At 47.0% G+C, this 22,831-nt stretch carries 21 protein-coding genes; 13 read left to right on the forward strand and 8 right to left on the reverse strand.

Going from position 1 to position 22,831, the window contains the following annotated elements; genetic code table 11:
- Positions 1–23 precede the first annotated feature (23 nt).
- The 3 genes from ACO08K_RS16000 (at position 24) to ppgK (ending at position 2,224) form a co-directional block, all read left to right on the forward strand.
- Positions 24–389 carry a hypothetical protein gene (locus ACO08K_RS16000; RefSeq protein WP_421797410.1) on the forward strand — a complete coding sequence of 122 codons (366 nt, stop codon included), beginning with the start codon at positions 24–26 and terminating at the stop codon, positions 387–389.
- A 130-nt stretch (positions 390–519) separates the two neighbouring features.
- Positions 520–1,407 carry a peptidylprolyl isomerase gene (locus ACO08K_RS16005; protein ID WP_421797411.1) on the forward strand — a complete coding sequence of 296 codons (888 nt, stop codon included), beginning with the start codon at positions 520–522 and terminating at the stop codon, positions 1,405–1,407.
- Between the two features lie 79 nt (positions 1,408–1,486).
- Complete coding sequence (ppgK, locus tag ACO08K_RS16010; protein ID WP_421797412.1) at positions 1,487–2,224, forward strand: polyphosphate--glucose phosphotransferase; 738 nt, start codon at positions 1,487–1,489, stop codon at positions 2,222–2,224.
- Positions 2,225–2,318: 94 nt separating this feature from the next.
- Here the strand turns inward: ppgK and ACO08K_RS16015 are convergent, their stop codons facing one another.
- The gene (locus ACO08K_RS16015; protein WP_421797413.1) at positions 2,319–3,116 is read right to left on the reverse strand and encodes a TIGR00266 family protein; all 798 of its coding nucleotides are present in this window, start codon (positions 3,114–3,116) and stop codon (positions 2,319–2,321) included.
- 199 nt (positions 3,117–3,315) lie between these two features.
- Here ACO08K_RS16015 and ACO08K_RS16020 point away from each other — a divergent pair, with 199 nt between their 5' ends.
- The 9 genes from ACO08K_RS16020 to ACO08K_RS16060 all read left to right on the forward strand — a co-directional run bounded on the left by ACO08K_RS16020 (position 3,316) and on the right by ACO08K_RS16060 (position 14,252).
- Positions 3,316–5,379 carry an alkaline phosphatase D family protein gene (locus ACO08K_RS16020; RefSeq protein WP_421797414.1) on the forward strand — a complete coding sequence of 688 codons (2,064 nt, stop codon included), beginning with the start codon at positions 3,316–3,318 and terminating at the stop codon, positions 5,377–5,379.
- Positions 5,380–5,518: 139 nt separating this feature from the next.
- Positions 5,519–6,124, forward strand: coding sequence for an RNA polymerase sigma factor (locus ACO08K_RS16025; RefSeq protein WP_421797415.1), 606 nt, complete (start codon positions 5,519–5,521; stop codon positions 6,122–6,124).
- 83 nt (positions 6,125–6,207) lie between these two features.
- The gene (locus tag ACO08K_RS16030; protein WP_421797416.1) at positions 6,208–6,762 is read left to right on the forward strand and encodes a hypothetical protein; all 555 of its coding nucleotides are present in this window, start codon (positions 6,208–6,210) and stop codon (positions 6,760–6,762) included.
- Positions 6,743–7,870 carry a hypothetical protein gene (locus ACO08K_RS16035; RefSeq protein ID WP_421797417.1) on the forward strand — a complete coding sequence of 376 codons (1,128 nt, stop codon included), beginning with the start codon at positions 6,743–6,745 and terminating at the stop codon, positions 7,868–7,870. Before ACO08K_RS16030 ends, ACO08K_RS16035 begins: the two co-directional genes overlap by 20 nt.
- Before the next feature lie 187 nt (positions 7,871–8,057).
- Positions 8,058–9,467, forward strand: a complete 1,410-nt coding sequence (locus ACO08K_RS16040) for an MBL fold metallo-hydrolase RNA specificity domain-containing protein (RefSeq protein WP_421797418.1) — start codon at positions 8,058–8,060, stop codon at positions 9,465–9,467.
- 227 nt (positions 9,468–9,694) lie between these two features.
- Positions 9,695–10,801 (forward strand): T9SS type A sorting domain-containing protein, encoded by a 1,107-nt coding sequence (locus ACO08K_RS16045; protein WP_421797419.1) that lies wholly within the window; start codon positions 9,695–9,697, stop codon positions 10,799–10,801.
- A gap of 458 nt (positions 10,802–11,259) precedes the next feature.
- On the forward strand, positions 11,260–11,682 hold the full coding sequence (locus ACO08K_RS16050; RefSeq protein ID WP_421797420.1) for a YkvA family protein: 423 nt from the start codon (positions 11,260–11,262) through the stop codon (positions 11,680–11,682).
- 113 nt (positions 11,683–11,795) lie between these two features.
- Positions 11,796–12,539, forward strand: coding sequence for a hypothetical protein (locus tag ACO08K_RS16055; protein WP_421797421.1), 744 nt, complete (start codon positions 11,796–11,798; stop codon positions 12,537–12,539).
- 75 nt (positions 12,540–12,614) lie between these two features.
- The gene (locus tag ACO08K_RS16060; RefSeq protein ID WP_421797422.1) at positions 12,615–14,252 is read left to right on the forward strand and encodes a S41 family peptidase; all 1,638 of its coding nucleotides are present in this window, start codon (positions 12,615–12,617) and stop codon (positions 14,250–14,252) included.
- A 69-nt stretch (positions 14,253–14,321) separates the two neighbouring features.
- On the opposite strand, the gene ACO08K_RS16065 is transcribed toward ACO08K_RS16060, so the two are convergent.
- The 7 genes from ACO08K_RS16065 to ACO08K_RS16095 all read right to left on the reverse strand — a co-directional run bounded on the left by ACO08K_RS16065 (position 14,322) and on the right by ACO08K_RS16095 (position 19,409).
- On the reverse strand, positions 14,322–14,567 hold the full coding sequence (locus ACO08K_RS16065; RefSeq protein WP_421797423.1) for a hypothetical protein: 246 nt from the start codon (positions 14,565–14,567) through the stop codon (positions 14,322–14,324).
- Between the two features lie 106 nt (positions 14,568–14,673).
- Positions 14,674–15,024, reverse strand: coding sequence for a hypothetical protein (locus ACO08K_RS16070; protein WP_421797424.1), 351 nt, complete (start codon positions 15,022–15,024; stop codon positions 14,674–14,676).
- On the reverse strand, positions 15,025–15,789 hold the full coding sequence (locus ACO08K_RS16075; protein WP_421797425.1) for an AraC family transcriptional regulator: 765 nt from the start codon (positions 15,787–15,789) through the stop codon (positions 15,025–15,027).
- Between the two features lie 94 nt (positions 15,790–15,883).
- On the reverse strand, positions 15,884–16,420 hold the full coding sequence (locus ACO08K_RS16080; RefSeq protein ID WP_421797426.1) for a hypothetical protein: 537 nt from the start codon (positions 16,418–16,420) through the stop codon (positions 15,884–15,886).
- Between the two features lie 102 nt (positions 16,421–16,522).
- On the reverse strand, positions 16,523–18,193 hold the full coding sequence (locus ACO08K_RS16085; protein WP_421797427.1) for an amino acid permease: 1,671 nt from the start codon (positions 18,191–18,193) through the stop codon (positions 16,523–16,525).
- Between the two features lie 330 nt (positions 18,194–18,523).
- A complete protein-coding gene (locus tag ACO08K_RS16090; protein WP_421797428.1) occupies positions 18,524–19,234 on the reverse strand; it encodes an RluA family pseudouridine synthase in 711 nt (236 codons plus the stop codon).
- Positions 19,218–19,409, reverse strand: coding sequence for a hypothetical protein (locus tag ACO08K_RS16095; protein ID WP_421797429.1), 192 nt, complete (start codon positions 19,407–19,409; stop codon positions 19,218–19,220). Before ACO08K_RS16095 ends, ACO08K_RS16090 begins: the two co-directional genes overlap by 17 nt.
- 238 nt (positions 19,410–19,647) lie before the next feature.
- Here ACO08K_RS16095 and ACO08K_RS16100 point away from each other — a divergent pair, with 238 nt between their 5' ends.
- Complete coding sequence (locus ACO08K_RS16100) at positions 19,648–22,731, forward strand: DUF2723 domain-containing protein (RefSeq protein ID WP_421797430.1); 3,084 nt, start codon at positions 19,648–19,650, stop codon at positions 22,729–22,731.
- The last annotated feature ends 100 nt before the right edge of the window (positions 22,732–22,831 follow it).

The following is a 22,831-nucleotide window of genomic DNA, read 5'->3' on the forward strand; positions in this document are numbered from 1 at the left end:
TTGCGCCGCTGAAAAAAATCATCATGAGCAATTGGGAAGCGGAGTTTGAGTGGTTGCGGGTCCGAAATCTGGTCCAAAAAACTTTTGGCAAAGAGGCATTACCCGATTTGAATGCAGTATTGTTCCTCATTGGCATCCAGGAGCAGGGCCGTTGGAAAAAAACCTATACCAAGGAAGAAAAACAGGATTTGATGCACATCGCCGTTTGTCGCCTGTTGACGTATGACGGATACTATCGCTTTGTAGGGCGGGATGCCGATGGCTGGCCGCACTACGAATTGGTAATGCCCCTCGAAACCCGTGGGGTAGAAGCACAAGAAGAATACCTCAAATCTAAAGTAATCCAGTATTTCCGGGAATTGGAAGCGGAGAATGGAGGCTTGGAATAGTGAAAAAGTTGAGGAGTTGAGAGGTTGAGGAGTTGAGGCTACCGCGAGCGATGTTGACAATGTCCTTGTCTAAGCCGCTCGCGGTAGCCTCAACTCCTAAACCTCTCAACTCCTAAACCAAATTATACCTATGAAATCGAACCTACTCAATCATTACCTCATCCTGCTGCTACTCGCAGCCCTGAGCTCCTGTGCGAGCCTCAAACCTTCCTTTATGTATTCTGGTGCCACGGAGGCGCCTTCACCCGTCACCTTTACCAATACTACCGCCAAACCCGCCGAAACTTACCATTGGGATTTTGGCGACGGCAATACTTCCGATGAAGCCTCCCCCGTGCATGCCTTTTTGGCCTCGGGCACTTATACCGTCAAACTGACCGCCAAATCGGGAAGCAAAAGCAAAACCTATGAAGACAAAGTTTCGATCAAAGCCCCAAAAATTTGTTTGGTCATGATTGAAACCGACTTTGGCAATATGTTGGTCCGTTTGTCGGACGGCACCCCCAAACACCGCGATAATTTCCTCAAACTCGCTGAGCAAGGTTATTTCGATGGCACCCTGTTCCACCGGGTCATTAGCGGCTTTATGATTCAGGGTGGTGATCCTAATTCCAAAAATGCCAAACCTGGTCAGGCCTTGGGCATGGGCGATCCCGGTTATACCATTGAAGCCGAATTTGTCGACTCGCTGGTACACGTAAAAGGGGCGCTGGCCGCTGCACGCACCAACAATCCACAAAAACGTTCTTCAGGTTCGCAGTTTTACATTGTACATGGCAGCCCAACCAGTGATGCTCAACTCAACCAGATCGAAGGCGCCCGCAATTTCCGCTACAGCAAGGCCCAACGCGATGCCTATCAAAAGAGTGGTGGTACATCCATGTTGGACCGCGAATACACCGTTTTTGGCCAGGTCATTCAAGGCCTCGATGTCATCGACAAAATTGCTGCGCAGCAAACTGGCCCTGGCGACCGCCCGGTGAAGGACGTCAAGATGAAAGTTAAAGTGATTAAATAATGTAGGATCCTGGAAGTGAAATGGTCACTGAGCGAAGTCTAAGTGGCCGCTTCACCCCACCCGTCCTGAACAACATACCATGTCTCAACACATCCTCGGAGTCGACGTAGGTGGCTCTGGCATCAAAGGCTCATTGGTCGATATTAAAACGGGTGCGCTCGTCGGCGATCGCATTCGGGTGGAAACACCCGCCCCGGCCAACCCCAACATGATTGCCGAAGCTTTTGCCGGTTTGATCAAAAAAATTGGCTACAAGGGCCCAATTGGTTGTGGGTTTCCAGCAATTGTTCAACATGGGGTCGCCAAATCGGCAGCCAACATTGATAAAAGCTGGATTGGACATAACATTGAAAAAGAATTCAGCGAAGCTTGTGGCAATCCGGTCAAAGCCCTGAATGATGCCGATGCTGCGGGTTTGGCAGAATTGACCTTCGGGCAAGGCCAGGGCGTCGAAGGCGTAGTTCTGCTCATCACCATTGGTACAGGCCTGGGTACCGCCCAGTTTGTGGATGGAACTTTGGTGCCCAATACCGAATTTGGCCACCTCTACTTGCACGGTCGCATCGCCGAACACTATTGCTCCAACCGCATCCGCGAAGAAGAAAACCTGAGCTGGGCCGATTGGGCGCATCGCTTCAGCGAGTACCTGCGCCATCTGGAACGCCTGCTAACTCCCGACCTGTTCATTCTGGGCGGCGGTGTGAGCAAGGAGTTTAAAGATTTTGGGCATTTGCTCAAGGTGAATACGCCGGTGAAACCTGCCAAGTTGTTGAACAATGCAGGGATTGTGGGCGCTGCGGTGTACGCGGGGAGGTAGGTTGAGGTTAAGTCGTACCCAAATCATAGCAAGAAGCTAATTATTGCCCCGGTATCCATAAAGCAGGATGTCGGGGCAATAATTTTACCTCCCATCAATTCCCATCCAATAAATTCCCCAAAGTCCCCAAAATGCTACCCTCATCCTTGCTTCCCCCTTTTCCATAATGCCGTGAAGCCTGTAGCACTCGATCCGCCAGGCGACTGAATGGCAAAGACTGGATCCAAACCGTACCCGGGCCTTCCAGACGGGCGAAGAAAATGCCTTCGCCGCCAAAGATCATGTTGCGCACCCCGCGCACCATCTCTATGTCATAATCCACGTCGCGGGTGAAGGCCACCAGACAGCCTGTATCAATTTTGAGCACTTCGCCCAGTTCCAGTTTTTTCTCGATGATGCTGCCTCCGGCGTGTACAAAGGCCATGCCGTCGCCCTCCAGTTTTTGCATGATGAAGCCTTCGCCGCCAAAAAAGCCCCGACCCAATTTTTGGGAAAACTCAATACCGACCGAAACACCTTTGGCTGCACACAGAAAGGCGTCCTTTTGGCAAATGATTTTGCCATCCATTTGGCTTAAGTCCAGAGGGATGATTTTGCCCGGATAAGGTGCAGCAAAAGAAGCCCGTTTTTTGCCCTCCCCAGCGTGGGTGTAAGCAGTCATAAAGAGGCTTTCGCCAGTGACCAGCCTTTTGCCAGCTGAGAGTAATTTCCCCCACAAGCCCGAACCCTCCGAGTGACTACCGTCGCCAAAAATAGTGGCCATTTCAATGCCATCGTCCATCATCATGAAGCTACCAGCTTCAGCAATGACGGTTTCCATGGGATCGAGTTCAATTTCCACAAACTGCATTTCTTCGCCGTAAATGTGGTAATCGATGTCGTGTGCGCTCATAAGAAATTTTGTTTTTTGGATGAATACCTAATCCAAAAATAACACACTCTCAGATGGATAAACTTAGCTTTTAGACCCTGATTGGATTTAAATAGACGGAGGATTAAATGCAAAACACAGAATTAATGCCATTTTTATCCGCAGTTTATCTACTTCTCTTTTTTTGGGCCAATGAATCACACACAAAATACCCATAAACATGCGACCAAGTTTTTTCTTACTCTGGATTTGCTTTTCACTCCAATTGGCTTGGGGGCAAAACGGCCTCAATCCTTTTCACGGAGCAGATGTAAAAAACCGCTTTGAGTTGAATGCAGCCAACCCACAATGGGCGCCGTTCTTTCACGGGGTAGCCAGTGGCGATCCGCTGCAAGATCGGGTAATCATCTGGACACGGGTCACGCCGGAGTCTGCCGATCGGGCACCCATTGAAGTAAACTGGAAAGTTGCTACCGACCCCGCCTTAAAAAATACAGTCCGCAATGGACGTTTAACTACGGATGCAGAACGAGACTTCACCGTTAAAGTGGATGTTACCGGGTTACAAGCCGGGACAACCTACTACTATGGATTTACTGCACTTGGCCGCAATTCCCTGACGGGCAAAACCAAAACGACGCCTACAGAGGCACAGGTGAATCACCTGAAATTTGGGGTTGTTACCTGTTCCAACTACCAGGCTGGTTACTTCAACGTGTACCAACGCCTTGCGGAGCGCCGGGATTTGGATGCAATCATTCACCTTGGTGACTACATTTATGAGTATGAACAAGGTAGTTATGGCGATAGTACGCTGGCAAAAACGCGTACCCTGGAACCCAAAACTGAAATTTTGTCGCTAGAAGATTACCGTACTCGGTACTCTTTGTATCGATTGGATACTAGTTTGATCCGGATACACCAACAACACCCCTTCATCACCGTTTGGGACGATCACGAAAGTGCCAATGACTCTTACAAGGATGGTGCTCAAAACCACCAGGCCAACGAAGGCAACTGGGCCGAGCGCAAAGCCACCGCAAAACAGGTCTATTTTGAATGGATGCCGATTCGGGACAACGCTACACGTTCGGTTTACCGCAAACTCAGCTATGGCAATCTGATGGACTTGTTCATGTTGGATACTCGTTTAGAAGGCCGCGAACTCCAGATTGAAAGCATTTCCAGTCCAGCATTACAAGATACCAATCGCACGATTTTGGGTGCGACCCAAAAAGCATGGTTGCTTTCCGAACTGTCAAAATCCAGTGCACGCTGGAAAGTGATTGGTCAACAGGTAATGTTTGCAGAGTTTAACGTGGGCTGGGCGGCATTTGGGCTCAATGACCCCTCCTTTACCTTCGACAACCTGGAGGGTTTATTCCTGGATATTTGGGATGGTTACCCGGCCGAGCGGGCACAGATTTTGCAGCATTTAAAACGAAATAAGATCAACAATGTCGTGATGCTCAGTGGAGATTTTCATTGCGCTTTTGCTTACGATGTGCCTTTGAAGCCGGTGAACCTAAGTTTGTTGGATTTCCCCGGCCTGGGCAAAATACCCAATTATACCGCCGACACCAGTTACAACGCAGCTACGGGAAAGGGATCTCTGGCTGTTGAATTTATGACGCCTAGTATTACTTCTGCCAATTTTGATGAAAACCTGGCAAACCTCAGTACTGCTTTGACCTTACAAAAACAGATCAACACCCCAATTGCTCCCTTTCCGGGAATAAACCTGGGCAACCCGAATCCCCACCTGAAGTTTGTCGATTTGGTCCAAAATGGCCATTTTATCCTGGATGTCAGACCCGATAGTGTACAAGCCAACTACTATTTCAGCGAAATTTTGCGTCCCAACAACACCGAGAAATTTGCTGAGGCCTGGTACACCCGCAATGCCGAAAACCACTTGCGGAAAGCAGCCCAGCCCAGTAACAATAAAGCACAGTTGGATGTACCGGCACCGGCGCAGCCACCCATGGCTACTTCTTTGCGGAGTAGTAAATTAAAGACTTCCGACTTTAGTTTACTTGGACTTTACCCCAACCCTTTTGCCCAAACCAGCACCTTGCATTACTCCCTGGCCAAAGCGGCCCAATTGAACATCAGCTTGTATAGTGCCGATGGCAAACTTGTCAAGGTATTGCAAAACGATAAAGCCATCCCTGGTGTTTATACTACAGTATTGGATGGCTCGAACTTGGCAGCTGGACAATATTTTTATAAAATCCTGGTGAATCAGGAAGTAATTACCGCAAAAGTCATCATCAAAAAATAAAACTGCCTGGATTGAAAATGGGGAAAAATTGGGCAGAAAGTTTTTCTACCCAATTTTTTTTATTTTACATGCAACCCTTTTTAACACTCCTTGTCCTTCCCGTTATAACAAGTGGAAATAGGCGTGGAAGCCCAAAGAGATGAGAGGAAACCTAGCTCTTGAAACCTATAAGATCGTAAAATTGGATTACGTTAACACACACCGCGACCTGGTAGAAAAGTGTAAACGAGGCGACCGACAATCGCAGTTCGAGTTGTACCGGCTGTATTCCAAGTCGATGTACAACGTCTGTTTGCGGATGGTGAAGGACGAATTTGAGGCAGAGGACGTGTTGCAAAACGCATTTTTGGATGTGTTTACCAAATTGAACACCTTCAAATTTGAATCAGCAATTGGGGCCTGGATCAAACGCATCGTAATCAACAACTGCATTAATGCCCTAAAAAAGAGGCGCTTGCAGTTTAGCGAACTGGAAGACAAACATGGCAACATCCAAGATGATAGCCATCAGGATACAGCGACAGAAGGACTAAGTGTAGAAGCAGTAAAACGAGCCCTTTTTGAATTGCCCGACGGCTACCGGGTGGTTTTTTCCCTCTACATGTTGGAGGGCTACGACCATCAGGAGATTGGAGAAGTACTCGGCATCAGCGAGGCGACCTCCAAATCCCAGTACAGTCGGGCGAAACAAAGACTAAAAGACATTTTAACCCAGCAGAATCTGGGACTGTATAAACGTTCTTGACAGGGAGCTGCCAGTAAACAGCTGTCAGCAATCTGCAATTGGGCATTGACTAATTGTTGGAATCTCTGAAATCTTTTTTTGTTATGCAACGAGATGAATTAGAAAACTTTGTTTTGGACAAACGCGAAGCTTTTGATGACGCGATTCCCAGTTTAAAGGTGTGGGCAGACATTGACCGGGCACTGAACAAGCCCTCCGTGAGTCAACCCCTCACTTTCCAGCGCTTTTTTAAGGTAGCTGCCGCAGTGGCAGTTATTCTGGTAGTTGGTGGTTTTGGTGGCAGTATGATAACCCGCTGGCAAAAAGCGGACCCTGTAGCCATCATGGAAAAAGTCAACCCCGAATACCCGGAACTGGAGCAATATTACCGCCAGCAAATCAACACCAAGGTGCAGCAATTGGCTCGTTATGAGCCCAATGGCACTTTCATGTCAGACATGAAAAAAATGGACAAGGTGATGGATGAGCTGAAGGAAGAACTCCGCGTAGCCCCCAAAGGGCAAGAGGAGGAAATTATTGCCACCATGATCCAGACTTATCAAACCAAAGTCGCTATTCTGGAGCGCGTTCTTGAGCAGATGCGGACGTCCAAACCGCAACCCAAAAAAACCACGAGCAATGAGGAAGTCAGCTTATGATTTGAAAAAACCTCTTTCGATGTTGTTGGTATTTACGATGATTGCCTGTTCACTTTGTGGTTTTACCACTTTCGGTGAATTTACCAAAACCATCAAGAGAGAGTTTGACATTTCGGCCAATGGCACTACTTACTTGAGCAACAAGTATGGAAAAATTGAAGTCAAAACCTGGGACAAAAACCGAGTCAAAATCGCCGTCACCATCGTGGTGAAGGAAGGCTCGGAGGAAGATGCCCAAAAAGTCTTTAATGCCATCACCGTTAATTTTTCCAACGGCGCCGATTATGTAAAAGCCGAAACCGCTATCGAGCAAATTCGCCGTTCCTGGATCTGGGACGATGGCAAAGCCGATTACAAGATCAATTACGAAGTGTATGTTCCTGCGACCATCAACCTCCAGGTAGACCAACGTTATGGCGATGTATACCTCGCTTCGGTGAGTGGCAAAGCCAAATTATCGGTCAAGTATGGTAATTTCAAAACCGAATCGGTGGGTGATGGCTCCAATTTTGAATTGGCTTATGGCAATGGTACCATTGGTCATGCGCAGAATGCCTCGGTTGCACTGAGTTATTCCAAACTAACGGTGACAGAAGCGAATGACTTGACCTTGAATAGTGCTTACTCCGGCTTGAACGCGCCTAAGCTCAATTCATTGACTACTACCGCGAAATACGACAATTACAGCCTCGGTACCATCAAAAGCCTGAAGGCCACGGGGATGTACAGTAAATTTGCCGCCACCAATGCGGGCAGTGTCGCCATCAGTGGCCAATACAACTCGGTATCGATGGGTGAGATTTCCAAAAGTTTGGATCTCGATCTCAACTACGGCAGCTGTAATGTGTCCTTCTCCAAGGGTTTGACCAATGCTTCCGTCAGGGCCAATTATACCGACGTAACCATGAAGGTACTTCCTGACCTCTGTTGCTACCAGCTCGATGCCGCCGCCAATTATGCTGGTGTGCGTTACCCCCAAGCCATGAATGTTACTTATGAGGTGCAAAAGCCCACTTCTCACGTTGTCAAAGGCCATGTGGGCAGCAGCGATGCGCCAATGATCAAGGCAAGTGTAAATTATGGGGGGATTAAGGTGTTGAGTAATTAAAGATGAGAGATGAGAGATGAAAAATAACTGGTTACCCTGTCATCTTTCATCTCTCATCTTTCATCTCTCTCAATTCGTTTCCAATTTTACTGATCTATATTTCCACATCCGCCATTTTAGCGAACGTAAGTTCCGCTGGAATGGCATTTTTATTTTACTTTGGACCTGAAAAACGAAATCAGGTCAAATGAAGATAAAATTCTGCGGCGCGGCCCGGGAAGTCACCGGAAGTTGCCATTTGATTACCCTGGAAGATGGCTTCAAAATTTTGTTGGACTGCGGTTTATACCAGGGGGCCGACAAAAACCTGGAGGATTTTAATGCCCAATGGCTCTTTGATCCGGCAGAAATTGATTGCCTGGTGCTCTCCCATGCCCACATCGACCACGCCGGGCGCATCCCCAAATTGGTTAAAGACGGGTTCAAAGGCACCATCCACTCCACCCACGCCACCCGCAGCCTGTGTAGCTTAATGCTGCTGGATAGCGCCATGATCCAGGAGCGGGAAGTTGACTACAAGCGGAAGCGGCAAAGTAAAAACCACCATTTTGACGATATCGCCTACGAAGAACCCATCTATACCCGCGAGGATGTGCACAATACGATGGAGTTATTCACCTCTTATACTTATGAAAAATGGTTTAAAATCCATCCACAAGTAGAAGTACTCTTTCGAGATGCCGGGCATATTTTGGGCAGTGCCAGCATAAGTTTAAAAATTCAGGAAAAGGGCAAAATGATCCATTTTGGGTTCACTGGAGACGTTGGGCGCCCCCATCGACCCATTCTGCGTGATCCGCTCCCGATGCCAGAGATGGACTACATCATCTGCGAGTCTACCTATGGCGACCGGGTTCACGAGGCATTACCCGCCGAAACTACCCACCTGCTCAACATCATTCGGCATACTTGTGTGGAAAAAGGGGGGAAATTGCTCATTCCTGCTTTTAGTGTAGGGCGCACCCAGGAAATAGTTTACCTCCTGGATCAGATGGCCAATCAAGATCTTTTACCCCGGATTCCGGTCTTTGTGGATAGCCCATTGGCCGTGAATGCCACCACCATTTTTGGGTCTCACCCGGAATGTTTCGACGAGGAATTGTCGGAATACCTGAGCATCGATGAAAACCCCTTTGGTTTTAATGGTTTGCGTTACGTGCGCAAAACCGAAGATTCCAAAAAGCTGAACTATTCCACCGAAGCCTGTATCGTCATCGCTTCATCGGGTATGGCCAATGCCGGTCGCATCAAACACCATTTGTTTCATGGCATTGACGACCCCAAAAACACCGTGTTGATTGTGGGTTATGCTGCGCCCTATACGCCCGCAGGTCGTCTGCGAGATGGAGCTAAAGAGATCAAATTGTTTGGCGAATTTAAGGAAGTAAGAGCCGACATTGAAATCATGGATTCCTTTTCGGCGCATGCGGACAAACTGGAACTGGCGGATTTTTTGCGCAACCAAAAAGACAGCGCGAAAAAAATCTTCCTGGTGCATGGCGACTACGAAGCACAAATTGCATTCCGGGGGCTTTTACTCGGGGTTGGTTTTGCTGACGTAGAAATACCGGAATTGGGACAGGAAATTGAGCTTTAATTGGGGACAAACCTAGGCATAATGTTCCTCCGCAGATTTGGAATAATTTGAAAATCGAATCTTTATAAACAACTAATAATCAGCCTGGTATTTTTTAAAAAAATTACTGGGCTAATCCCCGCCCCATGACTCATCGCCAGCTCAGTACTTGTTTCAGGGCTGGCGATGCTGTATATTCGTAGCAGTTTTGTTGCTCACCCACATTTTTCATTTCAAAAAAGAGTGCCATGAAAAAAATTTGGTGTGCCTTGGGCATGCTGGGGGTGGGTTGTGCCTTGTATGGACAAACCTTGGCCAAATGGACCTTTGAAAACGTCAGTTCCGCAGTTGCTTCCTTGCCCATACGGGCTTCTTATACGGCTTCATCTTGCAGCAATGCCGAAGCTTCTCTTTCGGGGGGCAATAATGTAGGAACCCCCAATGCTTGTAGTGGGGAAAACGCCTGGGCGACCAATTTTTGGCCCACCTCCGATACCCATTCCGATGGGGATTATATGGAGTTTTCCCTTACTGCACGCACCATGGATTTGATCATTTCCGGTTTTAGTTTTTCGGCCAATTTATCCTCCGGTAGTGGCCCTCAGCAATACATGCTCTCCTATTATACCAGTACCGGGGATTGGGGCTTGTTGAACAATGGCGGATTCGGTGCCGGATGGTGTGTAAGTTATGGTGTAGATTGTAGCATTTTGTTGCCCCAAGGTGAAAGCGTGGCAATCCGGATTCATCCATTTGCCCAAGACCCCAACGCAATGGCTGCTACTTTGCGCGTTGACAACGTCGAAATCTCCGGTGCTCAGTTTTTGCCGCTGGAACTCCTGGCCTTTAATGCTCAGGAAGAAACAGATCATACCATTGCCATCAATTGGCAAACTGCAATGGAACGCAACATCGCTTATGTAGCGGTCGAAAGAAGTGGAGATGCTAAAGAATTTGCAGAGATTACCCGCTTGTTTGGGCAAGGGGATAGTTTTGAACCCCGAACGTATCAATTCAAAGATTCAACACCTCTGGAGAATTGTAATTATTACCGTTTAAAAATTGCCGATCTGGATGGGAGTATACGCTGGTCTGAAATCCGGGTTGTCTGTTTACAAAAAAGCAGCTCTTTTTATGCCAAAGTTTATCCGAACCCAACCAATGATAAACTTCATCTGGTGCTGCCCATCGATCTGGAGCAAACGCAGCTTAAGTTGATGGACCTCCGGGGCAAAAACTGGCCCATTCAGCGCCAGGGCAATCAATTGAGTTTGGTGGCTTTACCCATTGGTATTTATTTATTGCTCTGGAAGTCCAATGATCGCTCAGGTACCATAAGGGTTCAAAAATCTTAATTGTCAATTGATTACAAGTATATATAATAAAAATTCAATTATTTTTTTCTCAATTTGTCGATATGGCATTCTTTTTGGTTTAGGGAAAGGGACAGTATTTTATTCATAAAACCAAAAACGAATGTGGGGAACCTTAAACAAAATCACTACTCCAAAGACCTGCGCCTTTGGCTGGCAATTCTGTCCCTGGCATTGATCGGGGGAAGTATCTTTTTGAATTAAACCTGGAAGATGAATGATGAATGATGAGAGATGAGAGATGAATGATGCTACCGCAGCGTTTTTGACGATGACCTTGTCTAAGTCTCTGCGGTAGCATCATTCATCTCTCATCTCTCATCATTTATCTCTCATCTCTCCTTAAAATTCGTCCTCTGTCTTAATTTTACTTGTATTCATCGGCAGTGCCTTGCATCATGTGCAAGAAAACCGCACTTTTGAACCAAGTTAAACAGTCTATGAAACCAGAGAACAAGAAAGATCAAGCTGAAAATCCAGATGAAAACCTGGAGCAATACGCTGAAAAATTCACGGAGAAGAAGCTTTGGCACAAAATCACGCGCTTCGCGCAAAAAATTGGTGCTAAAACTGTGTACGCCGCCTTGTTGATGTTTTATGCCTACAAGCGGAAAGATACACCCAGTTGGGCCAAAAAAATTGTCATTGGTGTATTGGGCTATCTGATCAGCCCGATCGACTTTTTACCTGACTTATCGCCTATCATTGGCTATACCGACGACTTGGGGGTCTTGAGTTTTGGCCTCGTTACCATTGCTGCCTTTGTCAATGAAGAGGTGCGCAAAAAGGCCCGGACTCAATTGGGCAAATGGTTCCCCTCGGTTCAGGAGGAAGATTTGAAAGAGGTGGAAAGTAAGTTGTAAAGCGAAAAGTGAAAAGTGAATAGCAATTAAGCCAAGCAAGAAATGGATAAGACTCCAACCTTTGTTTCGCTTTTATGTTAATTATTCACTTTTCACTTTTCGCTTTTCACTTTATGGATCCACAAATTGTCACCCTTACTTTTTTTCGCTACACCGGGGCTCGCCAACAATGGTGGGGCTTCAAACAAATGGGTCTTGCCCCTAGGAGCTTGGCGAAAGTTCCAGGCTTGACCTTCTTCAAAATGCTGGGTAGTGGCAATGGCAACGGCTTCAGCATCTGGCCGAACTTTGGTGTATATGGCCTGCTAGGGGTTTGGGAAAATGAAACATCCGCTCAGTCTTTTTTCGAACAAAGTCCTTTTTTTCAAAGTTTTAGAGCACAATCCACCGAGATTTCTACGGTTTACCTCAAAACTGCCAAGGTGCATGGAACCTGGGATGGTGGCACTCCTTTTATAGAAAATGTAACCTACCAGCCAGAGGCTCCTTTGGCCGTATTGACCCGAGCTACCATCCGCAGCAAATACCTGTGGCACTTTTGGCGCTTTGTACCCGGCGTGAGCAAAGCCATGTGGCGCGAACACCAGGAAGGACTGGTGTTTTCCATCGGCATCGGCGAAGTGCCCTTGGTGCAACAAGCCACTTTTAGTTTGTGGAAAAACAGTGACCTCATGCAAACCTATGCCTACAAGGGCAAATTTCACAGTGCGGTGGTCAAAAAAACCCGGGAATTGGGTTGGTACAAAGAAGAACTTTTTGCCCGCTTTCACCCTTTTCGTGTGGAAGGTACCTGGCAGGGGAAATCCCTTGAAAAAGCGCTGTTTCCACCTCTAAATGAGAAGATTGGCACTTTTTAAGCTAAATCACCCATTTGGCATACACCAAATCTTCACAAAAACTGTTATCATTGAAGGTTTTTAAATCATCCAACAATGAAAAGAATTGCGAAATACACCCTTTGGCTGTTACCATTGGTTTTGATGACGGTGGCCTTCACCGAATATCCTAGCACACGGCAGGATTTTGAAATTAGCAAAAACCTCGAAATTTTTGCCAATATGTACAAAGAGCTCAATACTGGTTACGTAGACGAGCTCGACCCGGGTAAGGTGATGCGCGATGGCATTGAGGCCATGCTCCATAACCTCGACCCTTTTACCAACTACATCGCTGAAGCCGACATTGAAGGCTACCGCCTGCTGCGCGAAGGCACTTCCGACAACATAGGTTTTGAATTCAAAAAAATCGGTGACTTTGCCACTGTCACCGAGATTTTCCAGGATTTGCCTGCGGATAAGGCCGGGGTGAAAATCGGCGACCAAATTGTGGCTGTCGACAACAAGGACACCAAAAACAAAAGCACTGATGAGGTGGACTATATCCTGCGTGGTGCCGCTGGAACCACAGTAGATGTGACCTTACGCCGTCCGGGTCAAAGCAGTGACATCAAAGTTAAAATCAATCGCCAAGAGATGGAGTTGCCCAACGTGCCTTATTCAGGAATGGTGGAGGGCGATATCGCCTACGTTTCTCTTTCAACTTTTTCACAAGAGGCGGGCAAAAACATTGCTACTGCCCTGCGCGGACTGCTGAAAGAAAATCCCAACACCAAAGGCATTATTCTGGATTTGCGGGGCAATGGTGGCGGTTTGTTGATCGAAGCGGTCAACTTGTGTAATGTGTTTATCCCCAAAAATGAATTGGTAACCACCACCCGGGGCAAGCTCAAAGAACAAGATCGCAGCTTCCGTACCCAAACCTCCCCGGTTTCCGAAGATTTACCACTGACAGTATTGATTGATAAAAACTCTGCCTCTGCCTCCGAGATTGTTTGTGGAACCCTTCAGGATTATGACCGGGCCGTGCTCATCGGCCAACGTTCTTATGGCAAGGGTTTGGTGCAAAACACCGTGGAAGTGGGCTACAACTCCCGCCTCAAACTCACTACTGCCAAATATTACATCCCCAGTGGACGCTGCATCCAAAGTGTGCAATACCGCAATGGTGAGCCCATCGAGATTGAGGATAGCCGCCGTGCTACCTTCAAAACCCGCAATGGCCGTACGGTGTTGGATGGTGGTGGTGTAGCTCCCGATATCAAAATTGAACAAGCCAGCAATATCCCAGTAGTAAAAGCACTGCAGGACCAGGATATCATTTTCCGCTTTGTGACCGAGTTTTGCAAAGGCAAAGAAAAAATGCCCGAGGTGAAGGATTTGCGTTTTACAGATTTCGACGCTTTCCTCGCTTTTGTACAAAAGGAAAACTTTGTGTTCCGCACCGAAAGTGAAAAACTGCTGGAACAGTTTAAACAAAAAGCTACGGATGAAGGCTACGCTTTGGGCTCCTCGGTTACGGCTATGGAAACTGCCCTGAGCAATGCTCAACTTGAGCTCATCCGCAAGCACAAAGACCTGATCAGCAAATTGATTGAAAAAGACATTGCCGGGCGTTACTACTACGCCAATGGCCGCGCCCAGATTGGTCTTTTGCGTGATCCTGAAGTGCAGGAAGCAGTGAAGGTGATGCGGGATCAGCCAAGATATAAGAGTATTTTGAAGAAGTCATAAGCAGTCAGCTATGAGCTATCAGCGTAGGTTGCTCCTTAGCTGACTGCTGATAGCTCATAGCTGACCGCTCTACCCCCAAATCATTTGCCAGGCCCATTCTATAACAGAGGGATTCAACATAGAGATATAGACAATAAAAGCCAAAGCGCCAAAAAAAGCGCCCAATCCAATCCAATAAGGTTTGTATTTTTTCTGGTTAAAATATTCCAAAACGAGTAAGGTCAAAATGATTAGTAGCTCTACCGGCAAACTGACCTCGGGTCCAATAAATCTTCCCAAACCTGGATTGATAAACGGAAGCGCAGAAAGGATCATAAACCTGGAATGATAGGCTGGATTTTTTTTGTAAAAAATGGCCAAACCATAGAATAAGATGAATAACAATCCATCAAAAATGGTAGCCCCAAATAGGCCTGTATCTTTATGTTTTAACTGCCCGTGGTTCATAACCAATCCAAAACCAAGCACAATCAGTAACGCCAAAAGGTAAGAAAAGCGCCCAAGTTTTCGGTGTAGCGCCATTTTTTGCTTCCAAATCAAAATGGGCTGCACGATCAACAATCCAAACCACAAAAGAATGGTCACTACGTGAAAATGCACCACTATACTTGTTCCAGCAAACTCTGGAAATAAACTGAAATAGGTTTTGTAAAACCCCAAAAAGCTGGTAATCAGTATTCCAACGAATAAAAAGGCAATTTTTCGATGCGGTTTTTCCATGGTCTTTTGAATTGCATTTTTGCAAAAGCACAATGCAAAAATAATGGCTCATTTAGCCACCTGTTTTGGAAAAATCCGACAAAATGATGGACGATGGATTGATGCCCGTGTAATGTTTGATTTCATTGGCCAAATGAGCATGGTCGTAATAACCACATTCAAAAGCCAGTTCCATGAAGCTCTTACTGCTAAGCTTGTTTTGAATTTGAGCGAGCGTATGGGTAAATCGGAGCAATTTAATAAAAGCCTTGGGTGAAATTCCGATTTGAGCTTGAAACAGCCGTTCGAGCTTTCGTTCAGAAATAAAGTGTTTCTTTAACAATTCATCTACTTGGATCAGCCCTTTTTGCTGATGAATATTCGCCACAATGGCTTGTAAATTGTACTTCGCAGGTTGCAGTCGATCTAAAAAAAACTGATCGAGGTAAGGCACAAATAATCGGCTCAACTTTTGAATATCGGGAAAAAGTTTTGGATCAAATTCATTCACCTGATTGACAAAAAGATGCAGGGAGTCATAGGAAAAGAAACAGCCGAAAGCTCCCGGTCGAAAGCGAACTCCATACAAACAAGTCGTACCCTGGAGAAAGTGCTCTTTAAACTGGGTCGTGGTACCAATCAAATATGGGTTCTCGTGTTTCACAAGGAATTCATTGTTGACACCATGAATGTCTTCACCCAGATTGATGATGAGGTCTAAAGCGCCATCTGGTAATAATTTAATGGTTTCTGCAATGTCCCAATGACCCTTGAATGCCCAATAGGTATCAATATAGGGGCTCAACAATCGATGAGGCTCGAATTGATGATAACTCATGTGCGAGATTTAAGGAGTCATCCAAAAGTGGTCAGCGGTCAGCTATCAGCAATTGGCAACCCTTTCAGGCTGCTGACAGCTCACAGCTGATTGATCACTGATACCTTACCATATGCAATCGCTGATCAATCGCCATACTCGGCTTGTCAAAAAGATAAAAAACACAGATCATCCCCTGATCCTGTTTGTGCAGGCACAAAAAACGGCAATGTTGCTGGATGGAAAAAGATGCTTTGGGCTTAAGGATATAAACCCGGCCCCAATCGGCGTTAAACACCTCCTTTAATTCCCGTTCAGTCAATTCACGGGCAGTGAAACTGGTGTTGCTTTCATTGTCGCCAATGTGCAAGGCCATGCGGTAGCTGTTGACCTGGGCAAAGGGCTCGTTGCCCATCTCGGGAAGGAATAAAAACCGGATTTCTACCTCATCTTTTCCCGAACGAATGGCATAATCATAGTGCTGGAAAAGCACTTCAGGAATGTAAAGGGATTTGTAATCGGAATCGAGCGGTAAAGACAACATACTGCCCGTACGCTTGAGGAAATCCTGCACTTGCAATGGAATTTCCTGGGCAAAACCCTGCACCAGAAAGAGGGCAGAAAAGAGGAGGGTGGAAAGGGTGATTTTCATGCTTTGTCGGTTTAAGATTCCCGGATTTCAAAGTTCCTGCTGGTCACTGAGCGTAGTCGAAGTGCCGGCGGGAACTTTGAAATCCCCGAACCCTGGAACCTTTTATGAGGCCCCTTGACTCAATTTACTATTCTTCGCACCATACAAGAAATAAATAACCAGTCCAAGACCCATCCAAAGGAAAAACACCAGCCAGCTTTTGGCCGGAATCTCGATCATCAGATAGGCACAGCACAACATTCCCAATACCGGAATCAAGGAATAATTGCGCAGGAAGGACATTACAGCGATGTACAAAGCCAGCGCAACAAATACGATAAACAGTACTTCCTGATACCCCTCGTTTCCAATGTTGCTGAAAGCAGCCCCGAGGCGTTTGCTGGCCCCAATGATGAATAAAACCACCAAAGCGGGCACAATGAATTTGCCATTGATGTAAGGCAATTGGAATTTCCCAGCCTCCTTGGGTCTTGCTGGCAGCAAAAGTACCCCACCACAAACCAGCACAAAGGCAAACAAAGTGCCGATGCTGGTCAAATCAGTCACCAGACCATCGTCGATCACCAGTACTGGAAGACCTACCAATAAACCGGTAACAAATGTAGCAAAGCTAGGTGTGCGGTACCGAGGGTGTATATTGGAAAAACGTTTGGGCAACAATCCGTCGCGGCTCATACTCATCCAAATCCGGGGCTGGCCCAGTTGAAAAACGAGCAATACACTGGTTGCTGCCACTACGGCACTTACCGAAACAATAAATCCTACCGCCTTCATGTTGATTTTTTCAAACACATAGGCCAGCGGGTCGGTTACATTGGCAAATTCGGAATAGTTGACCATCCCGGTAATCACCAGGGTTGTGACCACATAAATCACCGTACACAAAATCAGGGAATAAATCATCCCTCGTGGTAAATCCCGCTGTGGGTTTTTGCACTCTTCCGCAGTAGTGGATATGGCGTCAAAACCGATGTAGGCAAAAAACACTGCGGAAACTCCCGCCAATACTCCTTTCATCCCATTGGGTAAAAAAGGTGTCCAATTGGAAGTGGTTCCTTCTGAAAAGATGTACCAGATACCGATTGCTGCCACCAAAATCAGGATAGCAATTTTGAGCATAACCATCCCATTGGCCATCCTTTTGCTCTCTTTGATCCCAATAAAAACCAAACAAGTCACCAATACCACAATGACAAAAGCAGGCAAATTGATGATGAACTTGAAACCTGAAATGCCCGGTGCAAGGGAATAAGCCAGGTCCTCTACTGCTTTCCCCGTTTCCAAAGCATCCTGATATTCCATTACTGCAGATTGGTAACCGATGGTCAACCACGCGGGTAAATGAATCCCGATGGCCTGCAAAATATTATTGAAGTAGGCGCTCCAGGAAATCGCGACTACAATGTTGCCAATGGCGTATTCCAGAATCAGCGCCCAGCCTATGATCCAGGCAACGACTTCCCCAAAGGTCACATAGGAATAGGTATAAGCACTTCCCGAAACGGGTACTCTGGCTGCAAACTCGGCGTAACAAAGAGCGGTAAAGCCACAGGTAACCGCTGTAATAATGAACAGTAAACTTACCCCAGGACCACCTGAATAAGCCGCACTGCCAATGGTCGAAAAAATTCCCGCGCCAATCACTGCCGCCACCCCCATAAACGTGAGGTCACGAACAGTCAAGGTCCGGTTCATCGAATCGTGGGCACTACTGTCAGGGTCTTGAAGAACGGATTGAATGGGTTTTTGGCGAAACAATGACTTAAAATCCATGTGATAAGGTTTACTGTGCAACGCAGAAAAATGAAGTTCCCGATTTGGGTTTTGGATAGGAAGACGAACGCTCCATTTCAAGTGAGCTTCCTATTCAAAAGCCTCAAAAAAATCGGGAAGTAATTTTTTGCGTCATACTGTGAATAGCAGTGGTTAGGTATTTTGCGAAAATTACCTAAAAAGTTGAAGAGTTGAAAAGTTTGCAGTTGAAAAGTTGAAATGTTGAGGCTATCGCAGTGACATACACACCTTCACACCCACACATCACACTCACACCCATTCTTGCGGTAGCCCCAACTTTTCAACACTTCAACATTTAAACTTTTTATCTCAACCCAAGTAAGCTGCCATCGCATCCCAAACCGGATCCACAGGCAATGGTGCAGTAAGAATGACGTTTTCCTGGGTTACAGGATGCAGAAAGCTCAGTTTCCAGGCATGTAAGTGAATAGAACGGTCTTTATTGCTGCGGCGAGCGCCGTATTTTACATCGCCCTTGATGATGCAGCCCATGGCGGCAAGTTGCGCCCGAATTTGATGGTGGCGCCCGGTTAATAAATTGACTTCCAGTAAGTGATAGCGCTCGCTGCTGCCGAGGTGCTTGTATTCAAGAATAGCTTGTTCTGCATTGGCATGACCCTTTTCCGTGCTGATCACGGAGCGGTTGGTTTGGCCGTTTTTCCAAATCCAATGCTCAAGGCGGCCATTGGGTTCTGCAGGCATGGCCTCTACCACCGCCAGGTAAGTTTTTTGTACCTGCCGATTGCGGAATTGTTCATTGAGGTTGGCTAAGGCTTTAGGCGTTTTGGCTACTAACACAACCCCACTGGCCGGGCGGTCCAATCGATGAACCAATTGTACCGAGGATTTGGTAAAAATCTCTGCCAGTTGCAACAGCGATTTATCCCCGGTTTTGTCGGCCTGGGCTGGAATCCCTGCGGGCTTGTTGAAGGCAATTAATTGGTTGTTTTTATACAGTACCCAGTCTCCGATGCGTTCTTGAGCATTGTCGGGTGTTGGGCCGTCACTTGAGTTCTTCATAATCGATGTAATCGTCGTCGTATTTGGAATTCGCTTTTTTACCCTGCGTACCTGGTTCATTCTGGTGCGCATTGCGGATGTGATCTTGCGGCTTTCGCCCAGGTAAAGCCGGCTTATAGGTAAAGAGGCGATACGCAATGTAGATCACGGCAAGCATGAAAAGCATTTTCAGCATGGCGGTAAAATTTGCTACAAAGGTAAGTGCTATTATTTGATGTTGCAGGAAACTTTTTGCACCAAATGGACATCTAAGAGGTAAGAATGTGGCAAAAGTATAGTTTTTTCCACATTCCCATTCCCCGGTTCGGCAGTAATGCTCAATATTTTATTACTTTTGCAGGTCAAAATAAGAAGCTAAGCTAAATCTTTGGTTAATAGTGTATTACTAAATTTAGAAAAATTACAACGAACGCATGAGTTCTTTTAAGCGTACAACAAACATTGTTGGTTGGCTGGTGTTCGCGGTAGCGACAGTGGTCTATTATCTCTCTGCCGAACGCACGGGTAGCTTGTGGGACTGCGGCGAATTCATCCTGGGTGCCTACAAACTCCAAGTTGTGCACCCCCCTGGCGCACCTTTGTTTTTGTTGGTTGGCCGGATGTTTGCCTGGGTGGCCAGCATTTTCTCCAGCAATCCTGAAAATATTGCATTTGCGGTCAACCTGATGTCGGGTATTTGTACGGCATTTGCGGCCATGTTTGTGGCTTGGGTGGCCATTATTTTGGGCAAATTGGCCCTGGTTGGGCGCGATGGCGAACCCAGCTCCGGAGACCAGATTGCACTGGGTGCTGCTGGTTTAGTAGCGGGTCTGGGTACTGCATTTTGTACTTCCATCTGGTTTTCAGCAGTGGAAGGCGAGGTGTATGCGATGTCTACTTTTTTTACCGCACTTACCCTCTGGGCTACGGTGAAATGGTACGCTTTACCGGATGACCACCAAAACGATCGCTGGTTAATTTTTGCAGTATACATGGCTGGTTTGTCGATTGGGGTGCACTTGTTGAGTATCCTGACCTTCCCGGCTTTGGCGATGTTCTTTTACTTCAAACGTTCCAAAAACGTCACGTTCCTCGGTACGGGCATTGCTGCTTTTGTAGGGGTGGTGATTGTGGGTTTGGTGCAAATGTTCATCATCACCGGACTACCCCGTTTGTGGGCCAATTTTGAATTGTTGTTCGTCAATACTTTTGGTTTGCCATTTCACTCGGGGATCATTCCGACCGTACTGATCATTTTGGCGGCCATTTATTTTGGGATCCGTTACGCGCACAAAAACCAGGAATCTACTGTACAAAATGTAGCGGTGGCATTCGCCCTGATGGTTTTGGCCATGTCTACTTACGGCATGGTGGTTACCCGGGCCAACTCCAACCCGCCAATCAATATGAACGCGCCCAAGGATGCCTTGAGCCTGCTGCCTTACCTCAACCGGGAGCAGTACGGTGACCGACCCTTGTTGCGTGGGCCACACTTTGCAGCCCAACCTACCGATGTTACCACAGAGAAGCGCTATGGTCGGGTAGGTAATCGTTACGAGCATGTTTCTGACAAAGTAGACTATGTCTACAATGACGCCGATAAAATGTTCTTCCCACGTATGGCGGATCCCTCTCAAGGGCGTCCTTCTTTGTACATGCAGTGGATGGGCATGGATCCAAATCAACAATTGCCCGAAGGTTGGAAACCAACCCAGGGCCAAAACTTCGGCTTTTTCTGGAACTACCAGATCAAGTGGATGTACTGGCGTTATTTCATGTGGAACTTTGCCGGACGCCAAAATGGCGAGCAAGGCCTTTACCCCTGGGATAAATCGGCTGGGCACTGGTTTTCAGGCATCTCTGCAATAGACAATGCTCGTTTGGGCAACCAGGCCTTACTGCCCGAAGTACAAAAAAACAATCCAGCGAGAAACAAATACTACCTGCTGCCATTCATCTTTGGTTTGCTGGGGGTAGTTTATCATTTTGGCAAACGCCGCAATGATTTTCTGGGACTGCTCGCGCTTTTTGTCATCACCGGTATCGGTATCATCGTATACTCCAATCAGCCTCCCAATGAGCCACGCGAGCGGGACTACGTTTTGGCAGGTTCCTTCTTCGTCTATTGTATTTGGATGGGGATGGCGGTACTGGCCATTTATGAGCTCTTGCGCGATCGGGTCAAATTGAGCGGCCCGGTAGGTGCTGGCTTGGCAGGTGCGCTGGTGATGATTGCGCCGATCCTGATGGGTACCCAAAACTTTGATGATCACAGCCGCAACGGGCACTACGCCTCCCGCGATTACGCGTCCAACTTCCTGAATTCAGTGGAGAAAAACGCCGTGATTTTCACTTATGGGGACAACGATACCTACCCACTGTGGTACGCCCAGGAGGTAGAAGGCATTCGCCGCGACGTACGGGTGGTCAACCTCAGCTTGATTGCCGTAGACTGGTACATCGACTTGCTGCGCCGCAAAATCAATGATTCTCCGGCATTAAAACTCACCCTGAGCAGCGCTGCTTACCAGGGCGACCGCCGCAATCAAATGTTCTTCGTTGAACAAGGTAGCCAGGGCGAAATGAGCGCTCAAGACTTCATGCGATTTGTGAGCGAGGATCACCCACAGCAGTTGAGCAACGGTGGCTCTACCGAGTCCTACCTGCCAACCCGCAGTGTTTACTTGCCAGTGCCTAAAGCCAAGGTCATTCAGATGGGTCTGGCCAAAGCCGGGGATACTACTTTGGTGGATCGGATTCCTCTGAAAATGCCTGCCCAGCAGTACATGACCAAAGATGACATCGCAGTATTGGACGTGATCACTTCCAACCTCTGGGATCGCCCGATCTATTTTGCAGTAACCACTCAGGCCAGCAAGTTTTTTGGCCTGGACGACTATATGGAACTGGAAGGTTTGGCCCTGCGCATCGTACCTACTCGCACGCCTAGCGATCCGAACTATGGTTTGATTGGTAGCGGAAAGGTTGATTCAGATAAAGTGTACGAAAACGTAATGAAAAAATGGCGCTGGGGTAACTTCGACAAGGAGCCTACTTTTGTGGACAACAGCTATGCGCCAAGTTTACAAAGTATGCAGTTGGTGATGCGCCGTGCCGCTGGAGCATTTTTGGCTGAAGGTAAAAATGACAAAGCGATCGCACTGACCGATCAATACTTCAAGTCATTCCCCAACTTCAACTTCCCTTACGATTACCGCACCAACTACATGCTGGAAATTTATGTAAGGGCAGGTGCTTACATAAAGGCCAAACCGCACATGGAAATTTTGGCCAAAGAAACCTTGGAGCAGCTGAAGTTCATCAATTCGCAGGATCCTGATGTGATTGCATCCAGTTATGATTTGCAAAAACGTTTGGCTGAGCAAACTATGGAAACGCTGTTGCGCGACGCCAAAGAGAATAAGGATCAGAAATTTGTGGATGATTTGACCAAGAAATTCGCGCCATTCAAAGCTGCACCAACGGAGAACTCCTTGTTCCAACCGCAGGGGCAGTAGGAAATTTCCGCGCTTGATTCGAATAGATTGATAATAGGAAGCCCCTGAGGAATGTAGTTTCTCAGGGGCTTCCTACCTTAATTTTTCTGCGTTATACCAA

This window comes from Haliscomenobacter sp., assembly GCF_965225875.1.
In the GTDB taxonomy this organism is placed as follows: Bacteria; Bacteroidota; Bacteroidia; order Chitinophagales; family Saprospiraceae; genus Haliscomenobacter.